Below are 26,843 nucleotides of genomic sequence, written 5' to 3' on the forward strand. Positions count from 1 at the left end.
AAACACCCTCATCGCCATGCTGGGCTCTCATCCCCAGCCTGGAGAAAGTGCCCATGAGCACGCCCACAGCCCCCACCGCCGAAGAAATCAAAAGTGATCTCAACCAGATCGGCAACTACCTGTTCCAGACACCCGACCCCTTACTGCCCGAACACCCACCGAGCACCGAACAGACCTACCTGAAAAACCTCAACGAGCAGCTGAAAACCTACCGCACTGGCTACCTGCAACGCAGCCGTGCGCTCTATCAGACGCTGGAACCCAGCGACCTGCAAAGCACCGCGGGCAAACAGCTCATCACGACGCTGAAGGTCAGACTCAACACTCAACTGATCAACATGGATCAGAGCGACAGAATCGACGGCAGACCGGCAAAAAGCTTCCTCAAATACGACGCCGGCTTCACCGCTATCGAACACGAGGCACGACAGGCCGTCACGGACCGCCTGATACATCCACAAGCCGGCGAGCTGCTGGAAAAACTCGGCTTGGGGCCGATGCTGCGCCCCGCCACTTATGCCCTGCAGTTCAGTTATCAGAACACCACCGTCGAGCTGGCCGGCGCGTTTGTCGTCACGGAGAAGAACAGCCCGCGGGTCACAGACTTGCTGACAGACCAGAGCGCCGGCTACGCCATGCTGTTCACCCCCGCACGAGGCATAGAGTTCTTCAACTCCCTGGCCGATCTCGACGCTCACCTGCGTGCGTCGCTGAAGCAGCGCAGCAGCCGCAATGAGTTCCTGCTATTGCTGCCGACGCGCTACCACGACGTCGGTGCCGCAGGAATCTGGCCGCTGTCGCTCGCGCCCATCGACAGCAAACCTCTCTTCGAACACACCTACGACGCGCTGATCGAAAAACGCACGCAGGATATCGAACGCGCCCTGAGCTTCGCCGATAATCCGCAAGAAAACGTCACTCTATTGCTCGCAGCGCTTGAAAAAGCGATCGCCGCCGCCCTGCCGGATCTCACTCCACGCCTTGAGTTACGCGCACAAACCCTGTTTGAACGCCACCTGCGCTACAGCGCTCCGGGTTGGTATCGCAGCGCCAGCACCGCACGGCAAAATGAACTGGCCGAGCACTTGCGCAACTACCAACAGTCCCGGCAACACCTGCTGGATCTGATGGGGCCAACGGTCAGTCTCCCCGCGCTGGCTCGTCAGCAATGGCTGGAACACCTTGACGATGACCTGGAAATCGACGATCTGGAGCCGGAAAAGCTGCAAATCTCGACGGACCGACGGGTGCCTGGCTATGGCGTATATGTGCATCGGATCAATCTCCTCGATTGGTCCTTGCGCGGCCCACACACTGGCGATGAATTGCCGGGTTCGGAATTCCTGAGCTACACCACCCTTACTTATGACGGCTCCCCCCTGTCGCAAACCTACGCCGACCTGACGCCGGCATGGCTGGTCAAGCAGGCGATGAGCCTGGAACCTCGGGTTGACTTCAATCGACTGCAGAAACAGATGCAGGCAGGAGCCGCCATCAAACCCGCCATTGAGCGGATGCTTGAGCACCGTATCGTCGCCCTCGCTCATAAGGCAGTCATGCAGGGGCACTTGCTCGACAGTGATTTGCCGCTGATTCAGCGCTTGCGCAGCGGCAGCGATCCGCACTTGCGAGCCGCCACCCTGTCGCTGCACGGAGCACAACTGCAGGATCTGTGGGTACTGCGCCAGAGCGACGCCAGCGGCGCCATCAAGCGTGTCTTGCTGTGCACACCAGAAGCCCCTCGCGAGCAACAGTTCCAGGCCTTCGACAGTGAGCGTGAATGCCAGACCCATCTGCTGGGCTGGGCCAGGCACAGCGATCTCGCCGACAGCATGGCCGGTTACCTGATCAGTCGCGCACCGATGCGCTTTCGCACGACGCTACGCAAAGTGCTGGCCGGACTGAGCTTAAAACCTGAGGCTTTGGAACATCAGAAGGTCAGGTTCGATAACATTGGCAATCATCTCGACAGTCTCCGCGCCATGGCCGAACATCTGTTGGCAACGCGCATCGATGACTATGACTTCAGCACGCCACTGTGGTATCGCTCGACGACCGCCACCGTCCGCAGAAAGCTGACGACCCTGAGCGAGGACGCTGAAGGAGCCTTGCGCGCGTTCAACAAACATTCCTTGTCGGGCGCGCGCTTTCCGGACTTCAATGATTACGTGCACCAGCAAGCCAGAATCAGTCTGAACCGCCTGCTCAAGCGTCCGGCCAACGACGTCGACCCAGACACTGTCTGGGCCTACTCGCCGACCGCCCTGGTGCGCTCATGGACGCCAAAACCGTTGACGTACACGCAGCTGTATCGCGACGGCTACGCAGACGGTGTCGGTTTCCTTGATGCAAAATTTTCCAGTTCAGCACGTTTCAAAGGCCCGTCGGGTATCGATCTGGGCAATCTCACTGCGCAAAACGTCGCGCGTTCGGTGACGGGTGTATGGATCGGCCAGCGCTACACCAACAAGGTCAAGGATGAACTGCAAAGCGCGACAAGCGAGGGCTACGATTTCAGACGCAACGCGACCTTGGCAATCACTCAACGTCAGATGAAAAGCGCCGCGCTGGAATGCCAGCTGCAAGGCCATATCGTCAGCCACGATCTGCTGTGGCTGGAGCAAAGCATCAGCAGCATGGACGAAAGCTCCGGCCCCACTCGCACGAAGTTTCCCATCCATCGCCTGATGATCGACGGCGAATGGGTGATCGATACGTGGCTGTTCAGTCATGCCGATAACCCGGTGCTGCTCTACACCCCGGATGCGCCCGACGGCGTCAGTTTTCGTGAAGCGCGGCTGTTCAACTACCTGCTCCAGCAGCAGGCCGGGATGATCGAATACCTCACATCCCGGGTTGGCGTGAGTGCACAAACACGCGTGCGAACATTCCTCGAAAACGCGAAAAAAAAGCTGCCCAAAGACCTCAACAAAACCACGCCCAGCCCTGCCCGCTATGACTCGACACCGGCCACCGCCGCGGTCAGCGATTTGCGCACGGCGCTGTACAACATGAAGCTGCAACGCCGGATCGACAACGTCCACGCCACAACGACCAGCCGTACCGAAATGATCGCCGGGCTGATCTGGACCAGTGTCGAATGGATCACCGCCATCGCCACCGCGCCATTCCCGCTGCTAAGCCTGAGCACCGGTCTGCTGCTGGCGTTCAAGGACGCCATGCTCGCCCTCCACGCTTATCGCCAGGGCGACCACGGCGAAGCCTTCCAGCACTTGCTCGGTTATTTGTTCAACAGTGCGGGCGCGGTGCTGACCGATCTGCGTCCCGCCTTGGGCTCACTCAAACCTGTGCGCCGCCCGTTGCGCCAGGCAATCGCCAGTGCCGGCAATGAACAACAGAATGTCACGAAGTTGATCAATCAGGTCGCGCCCCAACCCGAGTGGGACGACATGCGTGTAGTGGTCTTCAGAAGCCAGTTGTACTACACCGGGAAAAATCCCGACGCACTCGGACGTCATTTGCTCTACAAACCACAGCCGAACTCCCCTGACCTCGTTTCGACCGGCATTCTGGTGGTGCCCGATGCAAACGGCATGATGGTGCGCAGCGGAATGGCCGGTGGCGCGCCAAAGTACGATGCCGTGCCAGAGACTCCAGGCCCGTACAGGGATTATGGCGTGGCGGACAAGTACCGCCAGCGCGTCGAAACGGTGATGAATCCGCAAACCCGGGAGAACATTATCCAGCGCGGTCAGGATTACATGGGCACCAGCCCCCTCGCGACAATGGTCAGTGCAGCCGATGAACTCGCCTCGACACGCATCGCCTACCTCAAACAGGTCGAAAAACTCAGCACCGATGCCACTCGTCACTTCGCCGAACTCGCCCCCCTGCCCGCTCGCGCCGAAGTCCCGGCAGTGGACGCCGATACTTCGATTGCACAGTTGATCGCCAGCGATGCATTCAAAGGAAAAAACCTGGTGATCGGCGCGCAGCCCGGTTCTATCGCCAGCAAACAAATGTTGATCGATCATGTCGACGAACTCGTTGCAAGCGGTTTCAAGCGCCTTTATGTCGAGTATCTGGCGGCGGATGTGTTTTACCCCAAGCTGGAAAAGATGAACAAGGGTGGGACATGGAAACACATCAAAACCCATCTCAAAGCGGTTGACCGTGCGCTGGGCCACGAGAAGGACGCGTCGTACTCGTATCTGGCGCTGGTGCGTAAAGCTCAAGAGAAGGGCTTGAAAATCCACGCACTGGACGCCTCGACCAGCTATCAACTGGAGCACGCCATGGTGCTGGCCGACGTCTCGCCATTGACCGCTCGAAGCAACAGCATCAGGAATTTTTACTCGCACAAGACTTTGTCGGCCGATATCGCCGATGCAACCGATGAACGCTGGATAGTGCTCACAGAACAGACACGCATGAGCACCTTCGATAAAACGCCCGGCCTGGCCGATTTGCATGACGCCATCGCCGTGCGGATTGAAGACATCGAGCTGTCCCGGCCCGCGCGCGTCGGCGTGGATGCGCCAGGCGCAATCGCCGGGGATGCGGCAGCGAGGGGCGACTACCTCGTACAAATACCCACCGCGTACAAAGCGCCTCAACCTGTCTCGAAGCCAGCCGCAAGGGCTGCCGTCGTTGATCATTTCAGCGAATTCGACATTGCTCCGCCACTGCGTGACGACATCGCCCAAATGCTGCATAAACCCTACTCCATGGATTCAACCTACCGCCCGGTGGTACCGAGTGAACAAGTGGCCTACGACGCCTTCATTGCCAGTCGCAAGCGCCTGGAGAAAAAGGCCCGAGACACGTTTACTGATTACAGCCCTCCCGAAGCGCCGATCCTGCCACTGCTTACGTCCGACACTACGTTCGAAGCTTTCTTACAGCAATTGTCGGACCGACGCCTGAACCTGGTGATCGGCGAAGCCCACGGGGATGTATCGAGCAAAGCGCTGTTGAAAGAGCACATGAAGGCGCTCAAGCAAGCCGGTTACGACACGCTGTACATGGAGCATGTATTGACCGATTTGCACCAGGCCGATCTGAATATTTTTCTTCAGACCCAACGCATGCCGGACAGCCTCAAAACTTATCTGCATCGTCAGGACCAGGGGCACATGCCCACCTATGATGGTACCGATACGTTTACCGAGGTCTATCAGGCAGCGGCCAAATACAATGTCCGGATCAAAGCGCTCGATTGCACGGCCTCCTACCACCTCAAGGGTATTTCTCAGCAGGATATTTCGCGAAACGAGATGTTCAGCTTTTTCGCAACCCAAGTGATCGAGGCTGACCAGCTGGCGAACGGGCCGCATAAATGGGTGGCGCTCATTGGCAATTCACACACCAATTACAATCTTGGTGTGCCGGGTCTGGCGGACACCTTGTCAGCCGTCAGTCTTCACGTGCGCGACACCGCACCCGAGCTGGCTAGAGCTATCCATCGCGGAACAGCCGAAGTCGTGACCGATATGACTGCAAAAAGTGGAACCAATATCATCGGCCTACGCAACGACTTCGTCATGGAAGTGGCCGTTGCCGGAAAGAAAAAGCCTGCCCCGACGCCCTCTGTCAGCCGCAGCAAATTGACGCATTCCGGTATGTTCCTCATCGAAAACGAAGGCTCGAACGGTACCCGCCTGGTGCATAAATCCAAAACAGGCGACATCGTTGTCACGCCGATCCAGGTCAACGACAAAGGCCTGTTGTTCATAGATCGTTGGGAGAAGAAAGATCAGGGCTTCAAATATCTGCGGACGCTGATCGACATGCTTGAAACAGATGTGAAGTTGACGCAGGTGAAATAACCCAGGCCGCTTGCGGGTTACGAAAAACCACTGGGTTTTGCAAGCCCAGTGGTTTTTTCATGCCCAAAAGCTGTGAATGTCCGCAGCGCTTGGGCGGCACGCGCGAAGGTACTGCCGATTCATAATCTGCTTTAACAGACTTTAGATCGCCACCCTCACCCTAGCCCTCTGCCAAAGGGAGAGGGGACTGGCCGTGGTGAATGCGAGAGCTACGCCGACGTCAATTACCGTGTCGTACTCAAATTCTGAAGCCTCCACAAATCGGCTCCCTCTCCAGGGGGAGAGGGCTGGGGTGAGGGGCCGCGACACCACAAATCCCAAGCCGAACAACCGCTTCTAACCACTCAACAATGAGCGTTAGCTCGAGTGCCGTTGATCTTGCGTCACCGGCGACATCGGAAGGCTGAGTAGAGGGATTGATCCGGGTGTGGGAGCGCAGCGACCGTCTGGCGCAGCCAGACACAGCGCAAGTAGGTGCAGCGAAGCAAACCGTAGCCGCTGCGCCCGGACCGCTCCCACAGTTTCAACCGAGTACATCAAGCAGATACCAGTCGGCTGTAAGGCTCTCGCTCATAAAATCGAGAGCAACAAAAAACCCGCAGACGATCACTCATCTGCGGGTTTCCTGTTTCAGCAGCCAAAACGATCAGAAATCTTCCAGCCGCCACACCTCATAAGCCGGCGTCTCATACGGATGACTCAATTTCAACGCTGCCACAACAGCAACAATCAACTCATCCGCGACAACAAGCTCAACCTTCCACTCCTCGACCCGCTCAACCTGCCCCGCCTCGCCAATGAACGGCTGACTGCCATCCAACGGCCGAAACTGACCAGAGCCGAGCACCTGCCACGCACAGTGGTCATAGTCACCGATCCGCCCACCACCGGCAGCGAACACAGCGCCCTTGACCACCTCGACATGACTGTCGGGAACGAAAAACGCGAGCTTGTACACAGGCCTCAGTCCACCGCTTTTAGTTTACCCAGACCCGCGCATTACGGAACATGCGCATCCACGGCGCGTCCTCGTTCCAGTCTTCCGAGCGCCACGAGTTCTGCACCGCGCGGAATACCCGCTCCGGGTGCGGCATCATGATCGTCACGCGGCCGTCACGGCTGGTGAGGCCGGTAATCCCGCGCGGCGAGCCGTTCGGGTTGGCCGGATAACGCTCGGTGACCTTGCCATGGTTGTCGACGAAACGCATCGCCACGCAACCGGACAGATCGGCCTCGAGCAGTGCTTCTTCGCTGGCAAACTCGGCATGACCTTCACCGTGGGCGATGGCGATCGGCATGCGCGAACCGGCCATGCCCTGCAGGAAGATCGAATTCGACTCCTGGATCTGCACCATCGCCACGCGCGCTTCGAACTGCTCGGAGCGGTTGCGCACGAAGTGCGGCCAGAACTCGCTGCCCGGAATAAGCTCGTGCAGGTTGGACATCATCTGGCAACCGTTGCACACGCCGAGGGTAAAGCTATCGTTACGCTCGAAGAAGCCCTGAAACGCATCGCGGGCGCGGCTGTTGAACAGCGCTGACTTGGCCCAGCCCTCACCAGCGCCGAGCACGTCGCCGTAGGAGAAACCACCGCAGGCCACCAGGCCTTTGAACTCGTTGAGGTCGACACGGCCGGCGAGAATGTCGCTCATGTGCACGTCGATCGCGCTGAAACCGGCGCGGTCGAACGCGGCGGCCATTTCCACCTGACCGTTGACGCCCTGCTCACGCAGCACCGCCACCTGAGGGCGAATGCCTTTTTTGATGTACGGCGCGGCGATGTCCTGATTGACGTCGTAGCTGAGCTTGACGCTCAGGCCCGGATTGTCTTCTTCCAGCAGCACGTCGAACTCCTGCTCGGCGCACTCGGCGTTATCGCGCAGACGCTGGATCTGATAGCTGGTCTCTGCCCACTGACGCTGCAGCAGACGGCGCTGGCCTTCGAATACGGTGTCACCGTTGAAGGTGATGTTGATCTGACCGTTGTTGATCGGCTGACCGATCACCGACACGCAGTCGCCCAGGCCCGCAGCGCTGAATTGCGCGAGGATGTCCGGGGTGGCGTCCTGACGAACCTGGATCACCGCACCCAGTTCTTCGTTGAACAGAATGCCGGCGATTTCCGCGGCGGATTCGGCAACGCTGTCCAGGTTCAGGCTCAGACCGCAGTGGCCAGCGAAGGCCATTTCCACCACGGAGGTCAGCAGACCGCCGTCGGAACGGTCGTGGTACGCCAGCAGGTGACCGTCGGCGTTCAAGCCCTGGATCACCGCGAAGAAGGCTTTCAGGTCTTCGGCGTCATCGACGTCCGGCGCGTGCTTGCCGAGTTTGCCGTGGACTTGCGCAAGGATCGACGCCCCCATACGGTTCTGCCCGCGACCGAGGTCGATCAGGATCAGGTCGGTGGTGCCCTTGTCCATGCGCAATTCCGGGGTCAGGGTCTGACGGATGTCAGCCACTGGCGCGAAACCGGTCACGATCAGCGACATCGGCGAGGTCACGGTTTTTTCTTCGCCGTTGTCATTCCAGCGTGTAGCCATGGACATCGAGTCCTTGCCCACCGGAATGGTGATGCCCAGCTCAGGGCACAGTTCCATGCCGACTGCTTTCACGGTGTCGTAAAGACGCGCGTCTTCGCCCGGGTGGCCGGCGGCGGACATCCAGTTCGCCGACAGTTTGATGTCGGAAAGCTTGTTGATGCGCGAGGCGGCAATGTTGGTGATGGTTTCGCCGATGGCCATGCGGCCCGATGCCGGCGCGTCCAGCAGAGCCAGCGGAGTACGCTCGCCCATCGCCATGGCTTCACCGGTGTAGACGTCAAAACTGGTCGCGGTGACGGCAACGTCGGCCACCGGCACCTGCCATGGGCCGACCATCTGATCACGGGCGACGAGGCCGGTGATGGTGCGGTCGCCGATGGTGATCAGGAAGCTTTTGCTCGCCACGGCCGGGTGATGCAGAACGCGTTCGATGGACTCGGTGATATCAAGGTTCGACGGATCGAAGTCGTCGCCCATTTCAGCTTCGCGAACCACCGAACGGTGCATGCGCGGCGCCTTGCCCAGCAACACTTCGAGGGGCATGTCCACCGGGTTGTTGCCGAAGTGGCTGTCGGTCACGGTCAGTTGCGGCTCGGCAGTGGCTTCACCGACTACAGCAAACGGGCAACGTTCGCGTTCGCAGATCGCCTTGAAGCGCTCGAAGTCAGCCGGACCGACCGCGAGAACGTAACGTTCCTGAGATTCGTTCGACCAGATTTCGTGCGGGGCCATACCCGGCTCGTCGTTGGGAATGTTGCGCAGTTCGAAACGGCCACCGCGGTCGCCGTCGTTGACCAGTTCCGGGAAGGCGTTGGACAGACCGCCCGCACCGACGTCGTGGATGAAGCTGATCGGGTTCTTGTCACCGAGTTGCCAGCAACGATCGATGACTTCCTGGCAGCGACGCTCCATCTCAGGGTTTTCACGCTGTACGGAAGCGAAGTCGAGATCAGCCGAGCTGGTGCCGGTGGCCATCGAGGATGCCGCGCCGCCGCCCAGACCGATCAACATCGCCGGGCCGCCGAGCACGATCAGCTTGGAGCCGACCACGATCTCGCCTTTCTTGACGTGTTCTTCACGGATGTTGCCCATGCCGCCAGCCAACATGATCGGCTTGTGGTAACCGCGCACTTCGTCACCGTGCGGGGTGGTGATTGATTGTTCGAAGGTACGGAAGTAGCCAGTCAGGGCCGGACGACCGAATTCATTGTTGAACGCGGCGCCGCCGAGCGGGCCTTCGATCATGATGTCCAGCGCGGTAACGATGCGCTCAGGCTTGCCGTACGGCACTTCCCATGGCTGTTCGAAGCCCGGGATCTGCAGGTTCGATACGGTGAAACCGGTCAGGCCGGCCTTGGGCTTGGCACCGCGCCCGGTAGCGCCTTCGTCACGGATCTCGCCGCCGGAGCCGGTCGATGCACCCGGGAACGGAGCGATCGCAGTCGGGTGGTTGTGGGTTTCAACCTTCATCAGAATGTGCACCGGCTCCTGCACCGCGCCGTACTGGCGGGTTTCAGGGTTCGGGAAGAAGCGGCCGGCGACGTTGCCGACGATCACCGAGGCGTTGTCTTTATAAGCGGACAGCACGCCTTCGCTGTGCATCTGATAGGTGTTCTTGATCATGCCGAACAGGCTTTTTTCCTGGCTCTGGCCGTCGATGTCCCAACTGGCGTTGAAGATCTTGTGGCGGCAGTGCTCGGAGTTGGCCTGAGCGAACATCATCAGTTCGATGTCGTGCGGGTTGCGCTTCAAACCGTTGAAGGCGTTGACCAGATAGTCGATCTCGTCTTCGGCCAGGGCCAGGCCCAGTTCCGTATTGGCCTTTTCCAGCGCAGCGCGGCCGCCACCGAGGATGTCGATCGCGGTCAGCGGCTTCGGCTCGGCGTGGCTGAACAGGCCGGCAGCCTGTTCGAGGTTGGCCAGTACGATCTGGGTCATGCGGTCATGCAGCACGTCGGCAATCTGCTGGGCTTCGGCTTCGCTGAACTGACCGGCAACGTAGAAGGCGATACCGCGCTCCAGACGCTGGATCTTGCTCAGGCCGCAGTTGCGGGCGATATCGCTGGCCTTGCTCGACCACGGCGAGATGGTGCCGAAACGCGGCAGCACCAGAAACAGACGGCCGGTCGGCTCTTGAACCGGAACGCTTGGACCGTACTTCAGAAGGCGCGCAAGCACCTGCTGTTCGTCGCCGGTCAGGACGCCGGTGACTTCGGCGAAGTGAGCGAATTCAGCATACAGGCCACTGACAGCTGGAACCTTCTGGCTCAGTTGCTCAAGGAGTTTGCTGTGGCGAAAGGCAGAAAGGGCAGGAGCGCCGCGCAGGATCAACATCTTCGGGACAGCCTCGGGAAGGGGTGTGCTTTGAGGCCGTGCATTCTAGCCTAAACCGCCCTCAACATCACCCGAAACGCTACGCACGGTTGCATTGGCATACCGTTGTGTGTTTCTGCCTCCGGGGTCAGGTAAATCACCCGTGTAACAGCGGCTTATTTTTACTGTAACAAAAAGCCTGTTGCGCCCGCTTTCAGGGGGTTTTGCTCGATTTTGTGACCTTTAGCAGACTCCTTGCGCACTGTCGAGATATGGCGCCCGTGGCCGTTTGCGTATACTGCGCAGATGTTTTTTCCAACGGCTTTGCGTCCGCGGTACGCCAAATGGCTGATCGCAACCGGACTCTTCCTGATGCTCGGTGGCTGTGTTGATAAACCCAACACGCTTGAGCGCGTAAAGGAGGACGGTGTGCTGCGGGTGATCACCCGTAACAGCCCCGCCACCTACTTTCAGGATCGCAGCGGTGAAACCGGCTTCGAATACGAGCTGGTGAAGCGTTTCGCCGATGATTTGGGCGTCGAGCTGAAGATCGAGACTGCCGACAACCTTGATGACCTGTTCAACCAGATCGGCAAGCCCAATGGCCCGGTGCTCGCTGCGGCCGGCCTGGTCAGCAGCGATGAACGCAAGAAGCAGGTACGCTTTTCCCACTCCTATCTTGAAGTTACCCCGCAGATCATCTACCGCAACGGCCAGTCGCGGCCGACCGATCCCGGCGATCTGGTCGGCAAGAAGATCATGGTGCTCAAGGGCAGCACCCACGCTGAACAACTGGCCGAGCTGAAACAGAAATTTCCCGCTATCGAGTACGAAGAATCCGACGCGGTAGAGGTGGTCGACCTGTTGCGCATGGTCGATGAAGGCCAGATTGACCTGACTTTGGTTGATTCCAACGAAGTGGCGATGAACCAGGTGTACTTCACCAACATTCGCGTGGCCTTCGACCTTGGCGATGCACGCAGCCAGAGCTGGGCCGTGGGGCCGGGCGAAGACAACAGCCTGCTCAACGAGATCAACGCCTACCTCGACAAGGTGCAGAAGAACGGCACACTGCAACGGCTGAAGGATCGTTATTACGGCCACGTCGACGTGCTCGGCTACATGGGCGCCACAACCTTCGCCCAGCACTTGCAGCAGCGCCTGCCGAAATATGAACAGCACTTCAAGAATTACGCAAAGAAAGAGAAAGTCGACTGGCGCCTGCTGGCAGCGATCGGTTATCAGGAATCGCTGTGGCAGCCGACCGTCACTTCTAAAACCGGCGTGCGCGGTTTGATGATGCTGACACAGAACACTGCGCAGGCGATGGGCGTGTCCAACCGCCTCGACCCCAAGCAAAGCATCATGGGCGGAGCGAAATACCTGGCGTACATGAAGGATCAGCTCGACGATTCGATCAAGGAGCCGGACCGCACCTGGTTCGCACTGGCGGCGTATAACGTCGGCAGCGGTCACCTTGATGACGCACGCAAACTGACGGCCAAGGAAGGGTTGAACCCGGACAAGTGGCTGGACGTGAAGAAGATCCTGCCGCGCCTGTCGCAGAAGCAGTGGTACAGCAAGACCCGGTATGGCTATGCCCGCGGTGGCGAGCCGGTGCATTTCGTGGCGAACATCCGTCGCTATTACGACATCCTTACCTGGGTGACCCAGCCGCAGCTTGAAGGCGATCAAGTGGCCGAGGGTAATCTGCATGTGCCGGCGATCGACAAGTCGAAACCGGCGCAGGAACCTGCCCCGCTCTAAAAACACCATAAAACCACTGTGGGAGCGAGCCTGCTCGCGAAGGCGGTGTGTCAGTAAAAATAACTTTCACTGATAAACCGCCTTCGCGAGCAGGCTCGCTCCCACATTTGGATCGGAGTTGTTGCTTAGTGCTTGGCAGCGGCCAGAATCAGCGCTTTCATCTCGGCTACAGCAGACTTGAAGCCAACAAACAACGCATGCGCCACCAGCGCATGGCCGATGTTCAATTCGTTGATGCCCTTGATCGCCGCCACGGCTTCAACGTTGTGGTAGTGCAGGCCGTGCCCGGCATTGACGACCAGACCCTGAGCCAGACCAAACGCTACGCCATCGGCAACACGCTTGAGCTCCTCTGCAACGTCAGTCGGGGTTTCGGCGTCGGCGTAACGCCCGGTGTGCAATTCGATCGCGGGGGCGCCGACGCGTTGGGAGGCGGCAATCTGTCGCTCATCGGCATCGATGAATAGCGACACTTCGCAGCCGATCTTCGACAACCGCTCAACCGCTGCCCTGATGCGCTCTTCCTGCCCCGCTACATCCAGGCCACCTTCTGTGGTCAGTTCCTGGCGTGTCTCCGGCACCAGACAGATGTGCGCCGGGCGAATGCGCTCGGCGAACGCCATCATTTCTTCGGTGACGCCCATTTCGAAGTTCATGCGCGTCTGCAGCACGTCCTTGAGCAGCAAGACGTCGCGCTCCTGGATGTGACGGCGGTCTTCGCGCAGGTGCACGGTGATGCCATCGGCGCCCGCCTCTTCCGCGTCCAGCGCTGCCTTGACCGGGTCCGGGTAACGGGTGCCGCGAGCCTGACGCAGGGTGGCAACGTGGTCGATGTTCACGCCGAGAAGAATGCGATTGCTGCTGGTCACGAGTGCGCTCCTGAAGGGAAGAATTCGGCGCACAGCATATCAGGGCTTGCGAAACAGCTCGCGGCTTACCAGCGGTCGCCCACCCAGATGCACGGCCAATGCCTGCCGCATCAGGCGCTTGGCCGCGGACAGCGCGCCGGCGGCCGACCAGTCGGCTTCGGCCATGGCCAGCAGTTCAACGCCGTTGAACAAGCCCGGTTGCAACAGGAACACCCGCTCAAGCCCCGCATCCACTTGCAGACGATAGAGGCCGTCTTCGGCGATGGGTTCGCCGTGTACGTCTGTATTGAGCGAGAAGCCATAGCCGAGGTCGTCGAGCAGGCGCCATTCGAAAGAACGCAGCAACGGCTCCAGCGGCCGCCCCTCAGCCAATGCGAGCAAGGTCGCGGCGTAGTGATCGAACACGGCGGGATGCGGATCTTCAGCCGGCAGCAGACGAATCAACAGCTCATTGAGGTAGAGGCCGCTGAACAGCGCCTCACCATTGAGCCACGCCGACGTACCGGAGCTTTCCATGCGCCCGACATTCTTCAACTCGCCCTTGCCGCGAAACTCGACGTCCAGCGCCACGAACGGCCGCGCCAGCGTGCCGGCCTTGCCGCGCGCACTGCGCAATACCGCCCGCAGCCGACCTTGCGGCGTGAGGAAGTCGACCAGCGCGCTGGTTTCGCGGTAGGCGCGCGAATGCAGGACGTAGGCGGGTTGGGCGGGAGGCGGGTTTGAGGACATGGAACTCTCACGGATAAAACGCGGTTTTATATTCACCCCAAAACCACTGTGGGAGCGAGCCTGCTCGCGAATTCGGTGTGACAGTCAACATCAATGCTGAAAGTTACATCCCATTCGCGAGCAAGCTCGCTCCCACAGGTTTCCTCGGTGTTGCGGCAACCGCGTATTTACAGATCGCCATAACCCAGCGAACGCAGCGCACGCTCGTCGTCGGACCAGCCGCCCTTCACCTTGACCCACAGGTTGAGCATGATCTTGGAGTCGAACAGCAGCTCCATGTCCTTGCGCGCTTCGGTGCCGATACGCTTGATGCGCTCGCCCTTGTCGCCAATGATGATTTTCTTCTGGCCGTCACGCTCGACGAGAATCAGGGCATGGATGTGCAGGGTCTTGCCCTGCTGCTTGAATTCTTCGATCTCGACGGTGATCTGGTACGGCAGCTCGGCGCCCATCTGGCGCATGATTTTCTCGCGCACCAGTTCGGCGGCGAGGAAGCGGCTGCTGCGGTCGGTGATCTGATCTTCCGGGAAGAAGTGATCGTTCTCCGGCAGGTGATCGGCGATGACTTTTTCCAGCGCTTCGAGGTTATGCCCGTGCTGCGCGGAAATAGGGATGATCTGCGCGTTCGGCAACTGCTCCTGCAACCAGCTCAGGTGCGGCATCAACTCGGCCTTGTCTTCGATGCGATCGGTCTTGTTCAGCGCGACAATCAGCGGACCAGTGACGTATTGCACGCGTTCGAGGACCATCTGGTCTTCTTCGGTCCACTTGGTGCGGTCGACCACGAAGATCACTACGTCGACATCTTTCAACGCCGCCGAAGCGGTTTTGTTCATGTAACGGTTCAGGGCCTTTTCGCCACCCTTGTGCATGCCGGGCGTATCGACGTAGATCGCCTGCACGTCGCCCTCGGTCTTGATCCCGAGCATGTTGTGGCGCGTGGTCTGCGGCTTGCGCGAGGTGATCGCGAGCTTCTGGCCGAGGATGTGGTTGAGCAGCGTCGACTTGCCGACGTTGGGACGGCCGACGATGGCAACGTAGCCACAGCGAGTTGCGTTTGTATCAGTCATTGCCATTCTCCACGCCCAGGGCAATCAGTGCTGCGGCGGCCGCTACCTGTTCGGCAATACGACGGCTCACACCCTGACCTCGGCTTTTTTCATTCAATAAGACCACTTCGCACTCGACGAAGAAGGTTCGGCAGTGCGGCTCGCCCTGGATATCCACCACTTCGTAGCGCGGCAGTTCGCAACCGCGCGACTGCAAGTGTTCCTGCAGACGGGTTTTCGGATCCTTGTTGGTGTCGACCAGCGTCAGGCCTTCGAACTCGCCGGCCAGCCAGGCCAGTACACGTTCGCGAGCGACGTCCATGCCGGCATCGAGGTAGATCGCGCCGATCAACGCTTCGAGGGCATCGGCCAGAATCGACTCGCGACGGAAGCCGCCGCTTTTCAACTCACCGGAACCCAGTCGCAGGTAATCGCCAAGGTCAAAACCGCGCGCCAGTACGGCCAGCGTCTCACCTTTTACCAGGCGTGCGCGCAAACGCGACAACTGGCCTTCGCGGGCCAGCGGAAAGCGATCGAACAAGGCCTCGCCGGCGACGAAATTGAGGATCGCATCACCGAGGAATTCCAGGCGTTCGTTGTTGCGCCCGGCAAAACTGCGGTGCGTGAGGGCCAGCAGCATCAGCTCCTGATCCTTGAAGGTGTAACCGAGCTGGCGCTCGAGACGGCTTAGAGAAACGCTCACGGTTTACCCACGCTGAGTTCGTGGCTGGATTCCACTGCCATCGCCGGGGTGCGGCGCAGGCCTGGGACAATTAACGCTGTGTTCAAAAATTAAATCCTGGCGATTGTGAAGCCGATTGTGCCGGCTCCAGAAATGCATTCGGCGCTGTGGTCAACAGCGCCGTGTGTGATTACTTGATCAGGCCAACCCGCGAGAAATTCGGCAGGTGGCTGAGTTTCGGCTCCGGCCAGCTCATCCAGACCGCAAAGGCCTTACCGACGATATTCTGGTCGGGAACCATGCCCAGCAGGTTCTTGGGAATGTTCGGATCATCCCAGTAACGGCTGTCATTGGAGTTGTCGCGGTTGTCGCCCATCATGAAGTAATGCCCGGCAGGCACGGTCCACGAGCGGTCCGGCGTGGCGCGATAGCGGCTCATCTCCTTGCGGATAAGGTGCTCGGCGGCGCCCAGTTTCTCTTTGTAGAGTTCAGCGCTGCCCAGCGTGCCCGGCTCGGAGCCGACCATCTGCTCGGCAATCGATTCGCCATTGACGAAAAGACGCTTGTCAGCGGTGTAGCGCACCGTGTCGCCCGGCAGGCCGACTACACGCTTGATGTAGTTGACGTTCGGGTCGCTCGGGTAACGGAACACCATCACATCGCCGCGCTGCGGGTCACCAACTTCGATGATCTTCTTGTCGATCACCGGCAGACGGATCCCGTAGGAAAACTTGTTCACCAGAATGAAGTCGCCGACGTCCAGGGTCGGTTTCATCGAGCCGGAAGGAATCTGGAACGGCTCAACCAGGAACGAACGCAGCACCAGCACGATGAACAACACCGGGAAGAACGACTTGCCGTATTCGACCAGCAGCGGTTCCTTGTTGAGCTTTTCGACCACCACGACATCTGGCTGGCTGACGCTGCCCTGATAGGAAGCGATAGCCGAACGGCGACGCGGCGCCAGAATCAACAGATCAAGCAACGCCAACAGGCCGCAGACGAACACGGCGATGACCAGCAACAGCGGGAAATTTAGTGACATAGGACCTGACTATTCCAACCTGAGCACGGCAAGGAAGGCTTCCTGTGGAATTTCCACGTTGCCAACCTGCTTCATGCGTTTCTTACCGGCCTTTTGCTTCTCCAGCAGTTTCTTCTTACGGCTGACGTCACCACCGTAGCATTTGGCCAATACGTTCTTTCTGAGTGCCTTGACGGTTGTCCGCGCAACGATCTGGCCACCAATGGCGGCCTGAATGGCTACGTCGAACATCTGCCGCGGGATCAGCTCTTTCATCTTCTCGGTCAACTGGCGACCTTTGTAGTGCGAGTTGTCACGGTGCACGATCAATGCCAGAGCATCGACCTTGTCGCCGTTGATCAGCACGTCCAGTTTCACCAGATTAGCCGATTGGTAACGATCGAAATGGTAGTCCAGCGAAGCATAGCCACGGCTGGTGGACTTGAGACGGTCGAAGAAGTCCAGGACCACTTCGTTCATCGGCAGGTCGTAGGTCACTTGCACCTGATTGCCGAGGAACAGCATGTCGACCTGCACGCCACGTTTCTCGATGCACAGGGTAATGACGTTACCCAGGTGTTCCTGCGGCACCAGAATGTTGGCCCGCACGATCGGCTCGCGCATGTCTTCGATCGACGACACATCCGGAAGCTTGGAGGGGTTGTCGACGTAAATCGTTTCACCGGTTTTCAGCACCAGCTCGAAGATTACCGTCGGCGCGGTGGTGATCAGGTCCAGGTCGTATTCGCGCTCGAGGCGCTCCTGGATGATTTCCATGTGCAGCATGCCGAGGAAGCCGCAACGGAAGCCGAAGCCCAGGGCGTCGGAGCTTTCCGGAGTGTACTGCAGCGACGAGTCGTTGAGGGTCAGCTTTTGCAGCGCTTCGCGGAAATCCTCGAAGTCGTCGGAGCTGACCGGGAACAGACCGGCGTAAACCTGTGGCTGGATGCGCTTGAAGCCAGGCAGCACTTCAACGTCCGGGGTCGAGGACAGGGTCAGGGTGTCACCGACCGGTGCACCGTGAATGTCCTTGATGCTGGCAATGATGAAGCCCACTTCGCCGGCTTTCAGATCGGTGGTGGCGGTATGTTTCGGGTTGAACACGCCGACGCTGTCGACCAGGTGGATCTTGCCGGTGGACTTGACGAGGATCTTGTCGCCCTTCTTCACCCGGCCATGGCGTACACGTACCAGGGACACAACGCCCAGGTAGTTGTCGAACCACGAGTCGATGATCAACGCTTGCAGCGGATCTTCGATGTTGCCGGTCGGCGCCGGAATGGTGTGGACCAGACGCTCGAGGACTTCGTCGACACCCAGGCCGGTCTTGGCACTGCAGGTCACGGCGTCGGTGGCGTCGATGCCGATGATCTTCTCGATCTCGTCCTTGACGCGATCCGGATCGGCCTGTGGCAGGTCGATCTTGTTCAGCACCGGCATGACTTCCAGGCCCTGCTCGATCGCCGTGTAGCAGTTGGCCACGGACTGGGCTTCAACGCCTTGACCGGCATCGACCACCAGCAACGCACCTTCGCACGCGGCCAGGGAACGGCTGACTTCGTAGGTGAAGTCGACGTGACCCGGGGTGTCAATGAAGTTCAGCTGGTACTTGATGCCGTCTTTGGCGGTGTAATAAAGGGTGACGCTGTGGGCCTTGATGGTGATCCCGCGTTCACGCTCAAGCTCCATGGAATCGAGGACCTGGGCTTCCATTTCGCGCTCGGCCAGGCCGCCGCACATCTGGATGAAGCGATCGGCCAGCGTCGACTTGCCATGGTCAATGTGGGCGATGATGGAGAAATTGCGGATATGACTCAAATCACTCACGGATCAACACTCAAAAAGGCTGCAGGCATGGCCCGCCGAAAAATAGCCGGGAATTGTACCTGATAGTCCGCGCAAGCGTCACGTTCGCCTGTCATCCGGTTTGCATGCAAAAACGCCCCACTCTTGCGAGCGGGGCGTTTTCAGGGTTCAAGCGCTGAATGAAAGCTTGTTCATCAGCCCGCTCGTCTGAGCAGCCAGACACCCGCCAATGCGCACACGCCGGCCGGCACCAGCACTGCAAACAGCGGCGAAAAACCGAACACCAGACTCGACGGCCCCAACAAATCCTGGACGATCCGGAAGGTGAAGCCCACCAGTACGCCCGTGAAAACTCGTTGACCGAGGGTCACCGATCGCAGCGGACCGAAAATAAAAGAGATCGCCATCAGCACCAGCGCGGCAGTGACCAGCGGCTGCAACACCTTGACCCAGAATGCCAGCCAGTAACGGCCGTTGCTCAAGCCTTGTTCGGCCAGATAGTGGATATAACCCCACAGACCGCTGATCGACAACGATTCCGGGGCCATGACCACGGTGCTCAGCAACTGCGGGCTCAACGCCACGTCCCATTCCTCGGTCGGGGTATTGACGACTTCAGTACTGCGTTCATGGAACAGCGTGGTAGCAACGTCGGTGAGCTGCCACTTATTGCCATCGAATTCGGCCTTCCTGGCGAAGCTGGAGCTGAGCAGGTGGCGCTCTTTGTCGAAGTGGTAGCGGGTCACGCCATACAGCAGGCCGTTCGGTTGCACGGCGTTGATATGGATGAATTCCTCACCCTGACGGTGCCACATGCCGTGCTTGGCGCTTTGTGCATCGCCGCTGCCTTGTGCAAGCGAACGGTTGGCTTGTGCCATGCTTTCGGTGGCTGGAGCGACGTATTCGCCGATCAGCACGCCGGCCAGCATCAGCACCAGCATCGGTTTCATCACCGCCCAGACGATGCGGCCAATCGACACGCCCGCGGCGCGCATCACCGTCAGCTCACTGCTGCTGGCCAGACTGCCGAGGCCGATCAGGCAACCGATCAGCGCGGCCATCGGCAGCATTTCATAGAGACGGCGCGGCGCGGTCAGCAGCACGAAGCTCAGCACGTCGACCAGTGTGTAGGTATCGCTGACGTCACCCATTTCATCGATGAAGGCGAACAGCGTCGCCAGACCGAGAATGATCGCCAGCACAGCGATGATCGCCATGAACACGCTGCTGCCGATGTAGCGGTCGAGTTTAACCACGGGCCACCTCCAGCGCAGCGGAGCGACGGCTGGCCATTTTCAGGCGCAGCGGCTCCCAGTACAGCAGGCCGAGGCCAATCAGCAGGAAGATCGCGTGCACCCACCACAAACCGAGCGCCGGCGGGATCTTGCCCTTCTCCAGCGCACCGCGGGCGGCAATCAGGATGGTCAGGTAAGCCATATAAAGAAGAATCGCCGGCAGCAGCTTGAGGAAACGCCCCTGACGCGGGTTGACGCGCGACAGCGGCACCGCCATCAGAGTCACGATGAACACCAGCAGCGGCAGCGACAAACGCCATTGCAGTTCAGTTCTGGAACGGATGTCATCGCTGCCCAGCAGCGACGAAGTCGGCATGGCGTCACGGTCGGTGACTTCCTCGCTGACGTCCGGCTTGGGCAGCAGCACGCCGTAGGTTTCGTAGTGAATGGCGCGGTAATCGGCCTGACCCGGGCTGCCGTCGTAGCGATAACCGTTGTCGAGGATCAGATAGCGATTACCGTCAGGGCGGATTTCCTGACGGCCCGATTCGGCGACCAGCACGGAAATGCCGCGATCCTTTTGATCGGCGCCGAGGTTTTTCTGCGAAATGAACACGCTGCCCAGATTGACCCGATCGTCGCTCAGCGTTTCAGTGTAGGTCACCCGCGTACCGTCGCGCAGTGCCTGGAAACGACCAGGTTCAAGGGTGTCGAACTCGGTCAGCGCATCCTGCTTGTTCAGCAGCAACTGGAACTGGTTGGCACCTTGCGGGGCCAGCCCCAGACTGAGCCACGCCACCACCAGCGCAACCAGGGTCGCCGGAAACAGAGTCATGCGAAACAGCTTCTGCTGGCTCATGCCGGTGGCCGAGAGCACGGTCATTTCGCTTTCCAGGTACAGGCGACCGTAGGCCAGCAGGATCCCCAGGAACAGGCCCAGCGGCAGAATCAGTTGCAGGAAACCCGGCAGGCGAAAGCCCATGATCAGGAACAGCGAGCCCGGATCGAGCTGGCCGGCAGCGGCCTGGGCCAGATATTTGATGAAGCGACCGCTCATGATGATGACCAGCAGCACGGCACTTACGGCGCTGAGGGTCAACAAGACTTCGCGGGACAGATAACGGAAGACGATCAAACCAGACACTCCAGGGTTGTCAGGCTAAGGCGGCCAAACAAGCAAGCACATCGACCGGCCCGCAACGCAGAGCGGTCGAAAAAAGATGCGGCATTATCCTGTGATTGGGTGCGCCTGTCACTGCGCACACTCATCCTTCGCTGTAATCCTTTGCTGAGGGTTGTCAGGCGCGGGGAGCGAGGTTCAAACTGCGGCCCTTGTCGCAGGCTTTGGCCTGCGCCTCTTCTATCTATAAGCAGGCGACTGCGGACAACGTCGAACGCCTGCGTGTTGACCATTCATTCAGGGATCCGGACATGGAACTGGTTGTAAAAAGCGTTAGCCCAGAAACGTTGAAAACCGCCACCCTGGTGGTTGCCGTCGGCGAAGGCCGCAAACTCGGCGTGGCCGCCACCCAGGTCGACGAACTGAGCGGCGGCGCGATCAGCGCAGTCCTCAAGCGTGGCGATCTGGCCGGCAAGGTCGGTCAGAGCCTGCTGCTGCACAGCCTGCCGAACCTGAAAGCCGAGCGCGTGTTGCTGGTCGGCGTGGGCAAGGACGAAGAACTGGGCGACCGCCCATTCCGCAAAATCGTTGCCGGCATCCTCAACACCCTCAAAGGCCTGGGCGGCAGCGACGCCGTGCTGGCGCTGGATGAAGTTATCGTTAAAAACCGTGACAGCTACGGCAAGACCCGTCTGCTCGCGGAAACTCTGGTCGACGGCGGCTACATTTTTGACCAGTTCAAAAGCCAGAAAGCCGAACCGCGCGCTCTGAAGAAAATCACCCTGCTGACCATAAAGGCTGCGCAGGCCGAAGTGCAACGCGCCGTGAACCACGCCACCGCGATCGCCAACGGCATGGCCTTCACCCGCGATCTGGGCAACCTGCCGCCGAACATCTGCCACCCGACCTTCATGGGTGAACAGGCCAAGAACCTCGGCAAAGAGTTCAAGGATCTGAAAGTCGAAGTACTCGACGAGAAGAAGATCAAAGCCCTCGGCATGGGTTCGTTCTATGCCGTCGGCCAGGGCAGCGCCCAGCCGCCGCGCCTGATCGTCATGCAATACAACGGCGCCAAGAAATCCGAGAAGCCGTACGCGCTGGTCGGTAAAGGCATCACTTTCGACACCGGCGGCATCAGCCTGAAACCGGGCGCCGGCATGGACGAAATGAAATACGACATGGGCGGCGCCGCCAGCGTGTTCGGCACCCTGCGCGCCGTGCTCGAGCTGAAACTGCCGATCAATCTGGTGTGCATACTCGCCTGTGCGGAAAACATGCCGAGCGGCAACGCTTCGCGTCCGGGCGACATCGTCACCACCATGAGCGGCCAGACCGTAGAAATCCTCAACACCGACGCCGAAGGCCGTCTGGTGCTGTGTGACGCGCTGACCTACGCCGAGCGTTTCAAGCCACAAGCCGTGATCGACATCGCCACCCTGACCGGCGCTTGCGTTGTGGCCTTGGGCGCGCACACGTCTGGCCTGCTGGGCAACAACGACGAACTGATCGAGCAGTTGCTCAGCGCCGGCAAGGCTGCCGATGACCGCGCCTGGCAACTGCCGCTGTTCGATGAGTATCAAGAGCAGCTGGACAGCCCGTTCGCCGACATCGCCAACATTGGCGGGCCGAAGGCCGGCACCATCACTGCCGCCTGCTTCCTGTCGCGCTTCACCAAGGACCTCAACTGGGCGCACCTGGACATCGCCGGCACGGCATGGACCAGCGGCGGCAAGGACAAAGGCGCCACTGGCCGTCCGGTTCCACTGCTGACCCAGTACCTGCTGGATCGCGCCAAAGCCTGAACCCGCTGACAAGCGGCGTCACTCTAGGGTGACGCTGCTTGCTGCCCTGGACCCGCAATGACCAAAGTCGACTTCTATATCCTGCCCAGCGCCGATCCCTCGGCTCGACTGGACTTTGCCTGCAAGCTCACCGAGAAAGCCTGGCGCATGGGCCACCGCATCTACCTGCATTGCAGCGATGCCGCCCAGCGTGACGATCTCGATGCGCGCCTGTGGGCGTTCAAGGGCGAAAGCTTTGTGCCGCACGGTCCCGCCGACAGCGAAGCAGAAGGGCTGATCGTGCTGGGACTGGGTGACGACTGCGGTCAACATCAGGATCTGCTGATCAATCTCGACCTGAAAGTCCCGGGCTTCGCCAACAAGTTCGCCCGTGTGGCGGAAGTGGTGGTCGAAGACCCGACGATTCGAGCGGCCGCGCGGGAGAGTTTCCGCTTCTACCGCGAACAGGGCTATTCTCTGCAAGACCACCGTTTACAGCGACTCTGAGCACTCCAATGGACACTCCGAAACCGCAACAGAAGTCCGCACACCTGCTGGACGATCTCGAATCGATCCGCCAGTTGCTCGGCGATGACAACCTGCAACCGCCCTTGCTGACCGACACGGTCGATGAAGGCGAACAGGAACAGATTCCGATGCTGTTCGACCCGGTCAGCAACGAACCGCCCGCCGTCGAACCGCCTGCCGCGCCAGCGCCGACAGCCACTGCACAACCGCCTGCACCGGTCGACAAAGGCCCGGACGCTCTGCTGCATCTGGACAGCGAACTGCGCGCCGCCGCGCAATTGATCATGCAAGACGTGATCGACGACTTCGCCCCGCACATCGAAACCGAAATCAAACGCCGCCTCGATGCGCGAATGGAGCGGCTGCTCGCCGCAGCTGCAAGCGGCAAGATTTAAGCTGCAAGCCAAAGCCAAAGCAAATCCGCCGCGCTCCTCTTGAAGCTTGCAGCTTGTGGCTTGTGGCTGCCCCCCCCGCTATACTTGCCGGCTTTTCCTGAATAAATGCCAATAGGGTCCCGCCGCGCATGGATAAGACCTACCAGCCGCACGCCATTGAAACTTCCTGGTACAAGACCTGGGAGTCCGAGAACTACTTCGCCCCGCAAGGCGCGGGCGAGTCCTACACCATCATGATCCCGCCGCCGAACGTCACCGGCAGCCTGCACATGGGCCACGGTTTCAACAACGCGATCATGGACGCACTGATCCGTTTCCGTCGCATGCAGGGTCGCGACACCCTCTGGCAGCCGGGCACCGACCACGCCGGTATCGCCACGCAGATGCTGGTGGAACGCCAACTGGAAGCCCAGGGCCAGAATCGTCACGATCTGGGTCGCGAGAAATTCCTCGAGAAAGTCTGGGAGTGGAAGGAGCAGTCCGGCGGCAACATCAGCCGGCAGATCCGTCGTCTCGGCTCGTCCGTTGACTGGAGCCGCGAGCGCTTCACCATGGACGACGGCCTTTCGGAAGCGGTCAAGGAAGCCTTTGTGCGCCTGCACGAAGACGGCCTGATCTACCGCGGCAAGCGCCTGGTCAACTGGGACACCAAACTGCACACGGCAATTTCCGATCTCGAAGTGGAAAACCACGAAGAGAAGGGTTTCCTGTGGAATCTGAAATACCCATTGGCCGACGGCGTAAAAACCGCCGAGGGCAATGACTTCCTGATCGTCGCGACCACGCGTCCGGAAACCATGCTCGGCGACTCTGCCGTCGCGGTCAACCCGAACGATGAGCGCTACAAAGCCCTGATCGGCAAATTTGTCGAGCTGCCATTGGTTGGCCGCCGTATTCCGATCATCGCCGACGATTATTGCGATCCTGAATTCGGCACCGGTTGCGTGAAAATCACCCCGGCCCACGATTTCAACGACTACGAAGTCGGCAAACGCCACAACCTGCCGTTGCTGAACATCTTCGACAAGAACGCCAACGTGCTGCCGGCCGCACAGGTGTTCAACCTTGATGGCACGCTGAACGAGAGCATCGACGGCAAGATTCCCGCCGAGTTCGCTGGCTTGGAACGTTTCGAAGCGCGCAAGCAGATCGTCGCCGCCTTCGACGCTGCCGGCCTGCTGGTGAGCATCAACGATCACAACCTGAAAACCCCGAAAGGCGATCGCTCCGGCACCGTCATCGAGCCGTGGCTGACCGACCAGTGGTACGTGTCGACCAAGCCGTTGGCGGAGCCGGCGATTGCTGCCGTCGAAGACGGCCGCATTCAGTTCGTGCCCAAGCAGTACGAAAACATGTACTTCTCGTGGATGCGCGACATCCAGGATTGGTGCATCAGCCGTCAGCTGTGGTGGGGCCACCGGATTCCGGCCTGGTATGACGAGTCGGGTAAAGTCTACGTCGGTCGCGACGAAGCCGAAGTGCGCGCCAAACACAACCTCGGCCCCGACGTGGCGCTGCAACAGGACAACGACGTCCTCGACACCTGGTTCAGTTCCGGCCTGTGGACCTTCTCCACGCTGGGCTGGCCTGAGCAGACCGAGTTCCTGAAGAAATTCCACTCCACCGACGTGCTGGTGACGGGTTTCGACATCATCTTCTTCTGGGTTGCCCGGATGATCATGATGACCATGCACCTGATGAAGAACGAAGACGGCACGCCGCAGGTTCCGTTCAAGACCGTTTACGTACACGGTCTGGTGCGCGATGGCCAGGGCCAGAAGATGTCCAAGTCCAAGGGCAACGTTCTGGACCCGCTGGACATCATCGACGGCATCGACCTGGAAACTCTGGTGCAGAAACGCACTTCGGGCCTGATGCAGCCGAAGCTGGCGAAGAAGATCGAGAAAGCCACTCGCGAAGAATTCGCCGATGGCATCGCCAGCTACGGCACCGACGCCCTGCGCTTTACGTTCTGCTCGCTGGCCTCGACCGGCCGCGACATCAAGTTCGACATGGGCCGCGTCGAAGGCTATCGCAACTTCTGCAACAAGATCTGGAACGCCGCACGTTATGTGCTGGACAAGGGCGAAGACTGCGGCCAGAACGGCGAAGCCTACGAATTGTCGCTGGCCGATCGCTGGATCATTTCGCAGCTGCAACGCACCGAAGCCGAAGTGACCCGTCAGCTCGATCAGTTCCGTTTCGACCTGGCCGCGCAAGCGCTGTACGAGTTCATCTGGAACCAGTACTGCGACTGGTATCTGGAACTGTCCAAGCCAGTGCTGTGGGACGAGAACGCGCCGGTCGAGCGTCAGCGCGGTACTCGCCGTACGCTGGTGCGCGTGCTGGAAGTGGCGCTGCGCCTGGCGCATCCGTTCATGCCGTTCATCACTGAAGAAATCTGGCAGCGCATCGCACCGCTGGCCGGTATTCAGGGCAAGACGATCATGCTGCAGCCTTGGCCAGTGGCCAATGAAGAGCGCATCGATCCGGCCGCCGAAGACGACATCGAATGGCTCAAGGAACTGATGCTCGGCACGCGCAACATTCGTGGCGAGATGAACATCGGCCCAGGCAAGCCGCTGCCGATTTTTCTGAAGAACGTCAGCGCTGAAGACCAGCGTCGTCTGAGCGAGAACGAAGCGCTGCTGAAGAAGCTGGCGCGTCTGGAATCAATCACCGTTCTGTCTGCCGGCGAAGAAGCACCGTTGTCCGCCACCGCACTGGTCGGCGAGATGGAAGTGCTGGTGCCGATGGCCGGTCTGATCGACAAGGCTGCGGAACTGGCGCGGCTGGACAAGGAAATCCTGCGTCTGCAGGGCGAAGTCCAGCGCGTCGGCGGCAAGCTGGCCAACGCCGGTTTCGTCGACAAGGCCCCGGCCGAAGTCATCGACAAGGAACGCGCCAAACTGGCCGAGGCCGAACAGGCGCTGGGCAAGCTGGCCGAGCAGCATGCGCGGATTGCCAGTCTGTAACGGCAGATCGCACTGAAAAGGCGCGCCACCCGAATGGGTGACGCGCCTTTTTTATTGCCTACATTTTTTTCATCCACTGCCAATCCCTGTGGGAGCGAGCTTGCTCACGAAGAGGCCGTGTCAGTCAAAAGAGATGTTGACCGGCAGGACGCCTTCGCGAGCAAGCTCGCTTCCACAAGGATCGGTGGTATTTCTGATAGTGAGTTCGCGGCGGCTGGATGTGGGACAATACCCGCCACTT

General features: G+C 59.9%; 16 protein-coding genes. 6 read left to right on the forward strand and 10 right to left on the reverse strand.

What is annotated here, in order from left to right; genetic code table 11:
• Positions 1 to 53: 53 nt before the first annotated feature.
• A complete protein-coding gene (locus V6F91_RS04990; protein ID WP_332762785.1) occupies positions 54 to 5,789 on the forward strand; it encodes a membrane-targeted effector domain-containing toxin in 5,736 nt (1,911 codons plus the stop codon).
• A gap of 646 nt (positions 5,790 to 6,435) precedes the next feature.
• On the opposite strand, the gene V6F91_RS04995 is transcribed toward V6F91_RS04990, so the two are convergent.
• The gene (locus tag V6F91_RS04995; RefSeq protein ID WP_095050948.1) at positions 6,436 to 6,747 is read right to left on the reverse strand and encodes a YqfO family protein; all 312 of its coding nucleotides are present in this window, start codon (positions 6,745 to 6,747) and stop codon (positions 6,436 to 6,438) included.
• A 19-nt stretch (positions 6,748 to 6,766) separates the two neighbouring features.
• Positions 6,767 to 10,663, reverse strand: a complete 3,897-nt coding sequence (gene purL / locus V6F91_RS05000; RefSeq protein WP_332762786.1) for a phosphoribosylformylglycinamidine synthase — start codon at positions 10,661 to 10,663, stop codon at positions 6,767 to 6,769.
• Between the two features lie 285 nt (positions 10,664 to 10,948).
• Between purL and mltF the strand changes: the two genes are divergently transcribed.
• The gene (gene mltF, locus V6F91_RS05005) at positions 10,949 to 12,409 is read left to right on the forward strand and encodes a membrane-bound lytic murein transglycosylase MltF (protein ID WP_332762788.1); all 1,461 of its coding nucleotides are present in this window, start codon (positions 10,949 to 10,951) and stop codon (positions 12,407 to 12,409) included.
• Between the two features lie 125 nt (positions 12,410 to 12,534).
• On the opposite strand, the gene pdxJ is transcribed toward mltF, so the two are convergent.
• The 8 genes from pdxJ to lptF form a co-directional block, all read right to left on the reverse strand.
• On the reverse strand, positions 12,535 to 13,278 hold the full coding sequence (pdxJ, locus tag V6F91_RS05010) for a pyridoxine 5'-phosphate synthase (protein ID WP_332762789.1): 744 nt from the start codon (positions 13,276 to 13,278) through the stop codon (positions 12,535 to 12,537).
• 39 nt (positions 13,279 to 13,317) lie between these two features.
• Positions 13,318 to 14,007: a DNA repair protein RecO gene (recO, locus tag V6F91_RS05015; RefSeq protein WP_332762790.1), complete on the reverse strand. Its 690-nt coding sequence runs from the start codon at positions 14,005 to 14,007 to the stop codon at positions 13,318 to 13,320.
• A 167-nt stretch (positions 14,008 to 14,174) separates the two neighbouring features.
• A complete protein-coding gene (gene era / locus V6F91_RS05020; RefSeq protein ID WP_064586098.1) occupies positions 14,175 to 15,077 on the reverse strand; it encodes a GTPase Era in 903 nt (300 codons plus the stop codon).
• Positions 15,070 to 15,759 carry a ribonuclease III gene (rnc, locus tag V6F91_RS05025; RefSeq protein ID WP_024011703.1) on the reverse strand — a complete coding sequence of 230 codons (690 nt, stop codon included), beginning with the start codon at positions 15,757 to 15,759 and terminating at the stop codon, positions 15,070 to 15,072. The genes era and rnc overlap by 8 nt, the downstream gene beginning before the upstream one ends.
• 169 nt (positions 15,760 to 15,928) lie before the next feature.
• Positions 15,929 to 16,783 carry a signal peptidase I gene (lepB, locus tag V6F91_RS05030; protein ID WP_208938628.1) on the reverse strand — a complete coding sequence of 285 codons (855 nt, stop codon included), beginning with the start codon at positions 16,781 to 16,783 and terminating at the stop codon, positions 15,929 to 15,931.
• Positions 16,784 to 16,792: 9 nt separating this feature from the next.
• Positions 16,793 to 18,589, reverse strand: a complete 1,797-nt coding sequence (gene lepA / locus V6F91_RS05035; protein ID WP_332762793.1) for a translation elongation factor 4 — start codon at positions 18,587 to 18,589, stop codon at positions 16,793 to 16,795.
• Between the two features lie 173 nt (positions 18,590 to 18,762).
• Positions 18,763 to 19,824, reverse strand: coding sequence for an LPS export ABC transporter permease LptG (lptG, locus tag V6F91_RS05040; RefSeq protein ID WP_332762794.1), 1,062 nt, complete (start codon positions 19,822 to 19,824; stop codon positions 18,763 to 18,765).
• Positions 19,817 to 20,938, reverse strand: coding sequence for an LPS export ABC transporter permease LptF (lptF, locus tag V6F91_RS05045; protein ID WP_332762795.1), 1,122 nt, complete (start codon positions 20,936 to 20,938; stop codon positions 19,817 to 19,819). Before lptF ends, lptG begins: the two co-directional genes overlap by 8 nt.
• A gap of 296 nt (positions 20,939 to 21,234) precedes the next feature.
• Here lptF and V6F91_RS05050 point away from each other — a divergent pair, with 296 nt between their 5' ends.
• The 4 genes from V6F91_RS05050 (at position 21,235) to V6F91_RS05065 (ending at position 26,602) form a co-directional block, all read left to right on the forward strand.
• The gene (locus V6F91_RS05050) at positions 21,235 to 22,725 is read left to right on the forward strand and encodes a leucyl aminopeptidase (protein ID WP_332762796.1); all 1,491 of its coding nucleotides are present in this window, start codon (positions 21,235 to 21,237) and stop codon (positions 22,723 to 22,725) included.
• 57 nt (positions 22,726 to 22,782) lie between these two features.
• A complete protein-coding gene (locus V6F91_RS05055) occupies positions 22,783 to 23,211 on the forward strand; it encodes a DNA polymerase III subunit chi (protein WP_332762797.1) in 429 nt (142 codons plus the stop codon).
• A gap of 8 nt (positions 23,212 to 23,219) precedes the next feature.
• Positions 23,220 to 23,627 (forward strand): DNA polymerase III subunit chi, encoded by a 408-nt coding sequence (locus V6F91_RS05060; RefSeq protein WP_332762798.1) that lies wholly within the window; start codon positions 23,220 to 23,222, stop codon positions 23,625 to 23,627.
• Positions 23,628 to 23,755: 128 nt separating this feature from the next.
• Positions 23,756 to 26,602: a valine--tRNA ligase gene (locus V6F91_RS05065; RefSeq protein ID WP_332762799.1), complete on the forward strand. Its 2,847-nt coding sequence runs from the start codon at positions 23,756 to 23,758 to the stop codon at positions 26,600 to 26,602.
• Positions 26,603 to 26,843 lie beyond the last annotated feature (241 nt).

It is taken from the genome of Pseudomonas koreensis, assembly GCF_036668835.1.
Classification (GTDB): domain Bacteria; phylum Pseudomonadota; class Gammaproteobacteria; order Pseudomonadales; family Pseudomonadaceae; genus Aquipseudomonas; species Aquipseudomonas koreensis_I.

Coding starts and splice junctions, on each gene's coding strand:
- V6F91_RS05065 (WP_332762799.1), top strand. CDS start 23,756: ATGGATAAGACCTACCAGCCGCACGCCATTGAAACTTCCTGGTACAAG.
- lepB (WP_208938628.1), bottom strand. CDS start 16,783: ATGTCACTAAATTTCCCGCTGTTGCTGGTCATCGCCGTGTTCGTCTGC.
- V6F91_RS04990 (WP_332762785.1), top strand. CDS start 54: ATGAGCACGCCCACAGCCCCCACCGCCGAAGAAATCAAAAGTGATCTC.
- V6F91_RS05055 (WP_332762797.1), top strand. CDS start 22,783: ATGACCAAAGTCGACTTCTATATCCTGCCCAGCGCCGATCCCTCGGCT.
- era (WP_064586098.1), bottom strand. CDS start 15,077: ATGACTGATACAAACGCAACTCGCTGTGGCTACGTTGCCATCGTCGGC.
- recO (WP_332762790.1), bottom strand. CDS start 14,007: ATGTCCTCAAACCCGCCTCCCGCCCAACCCGCCTACGTCCTGCATTCG.
- V6F91_RS05060 (WP_332762798.1), top strand. CDS start 23,220: ATGGACACTCCGAAACCGCAACAGAAGTCCGCACACCTGCTGGACGAT.
- V6F91_RS05050 (WP_332762796.1), top strand. CDS start 21,235: ATGGAACTGGTTGTAAAAAGCGTTAGCCCAGAAACGTTGAAAACCGCC.
- mltF (WP_332762788.1), top strand. CDS start 10,949: ATGTTTTTTCCAACGGCTTTGCGTCCGCGGTACGCCAAATGGCTGATC.
- purL (WP_332762786.1), bottom strand. CDS start 10,663: ATGTTGATCCTGCGCGGCGCTCCTGCCCTTTCTGCCTTTCGCCACAGC.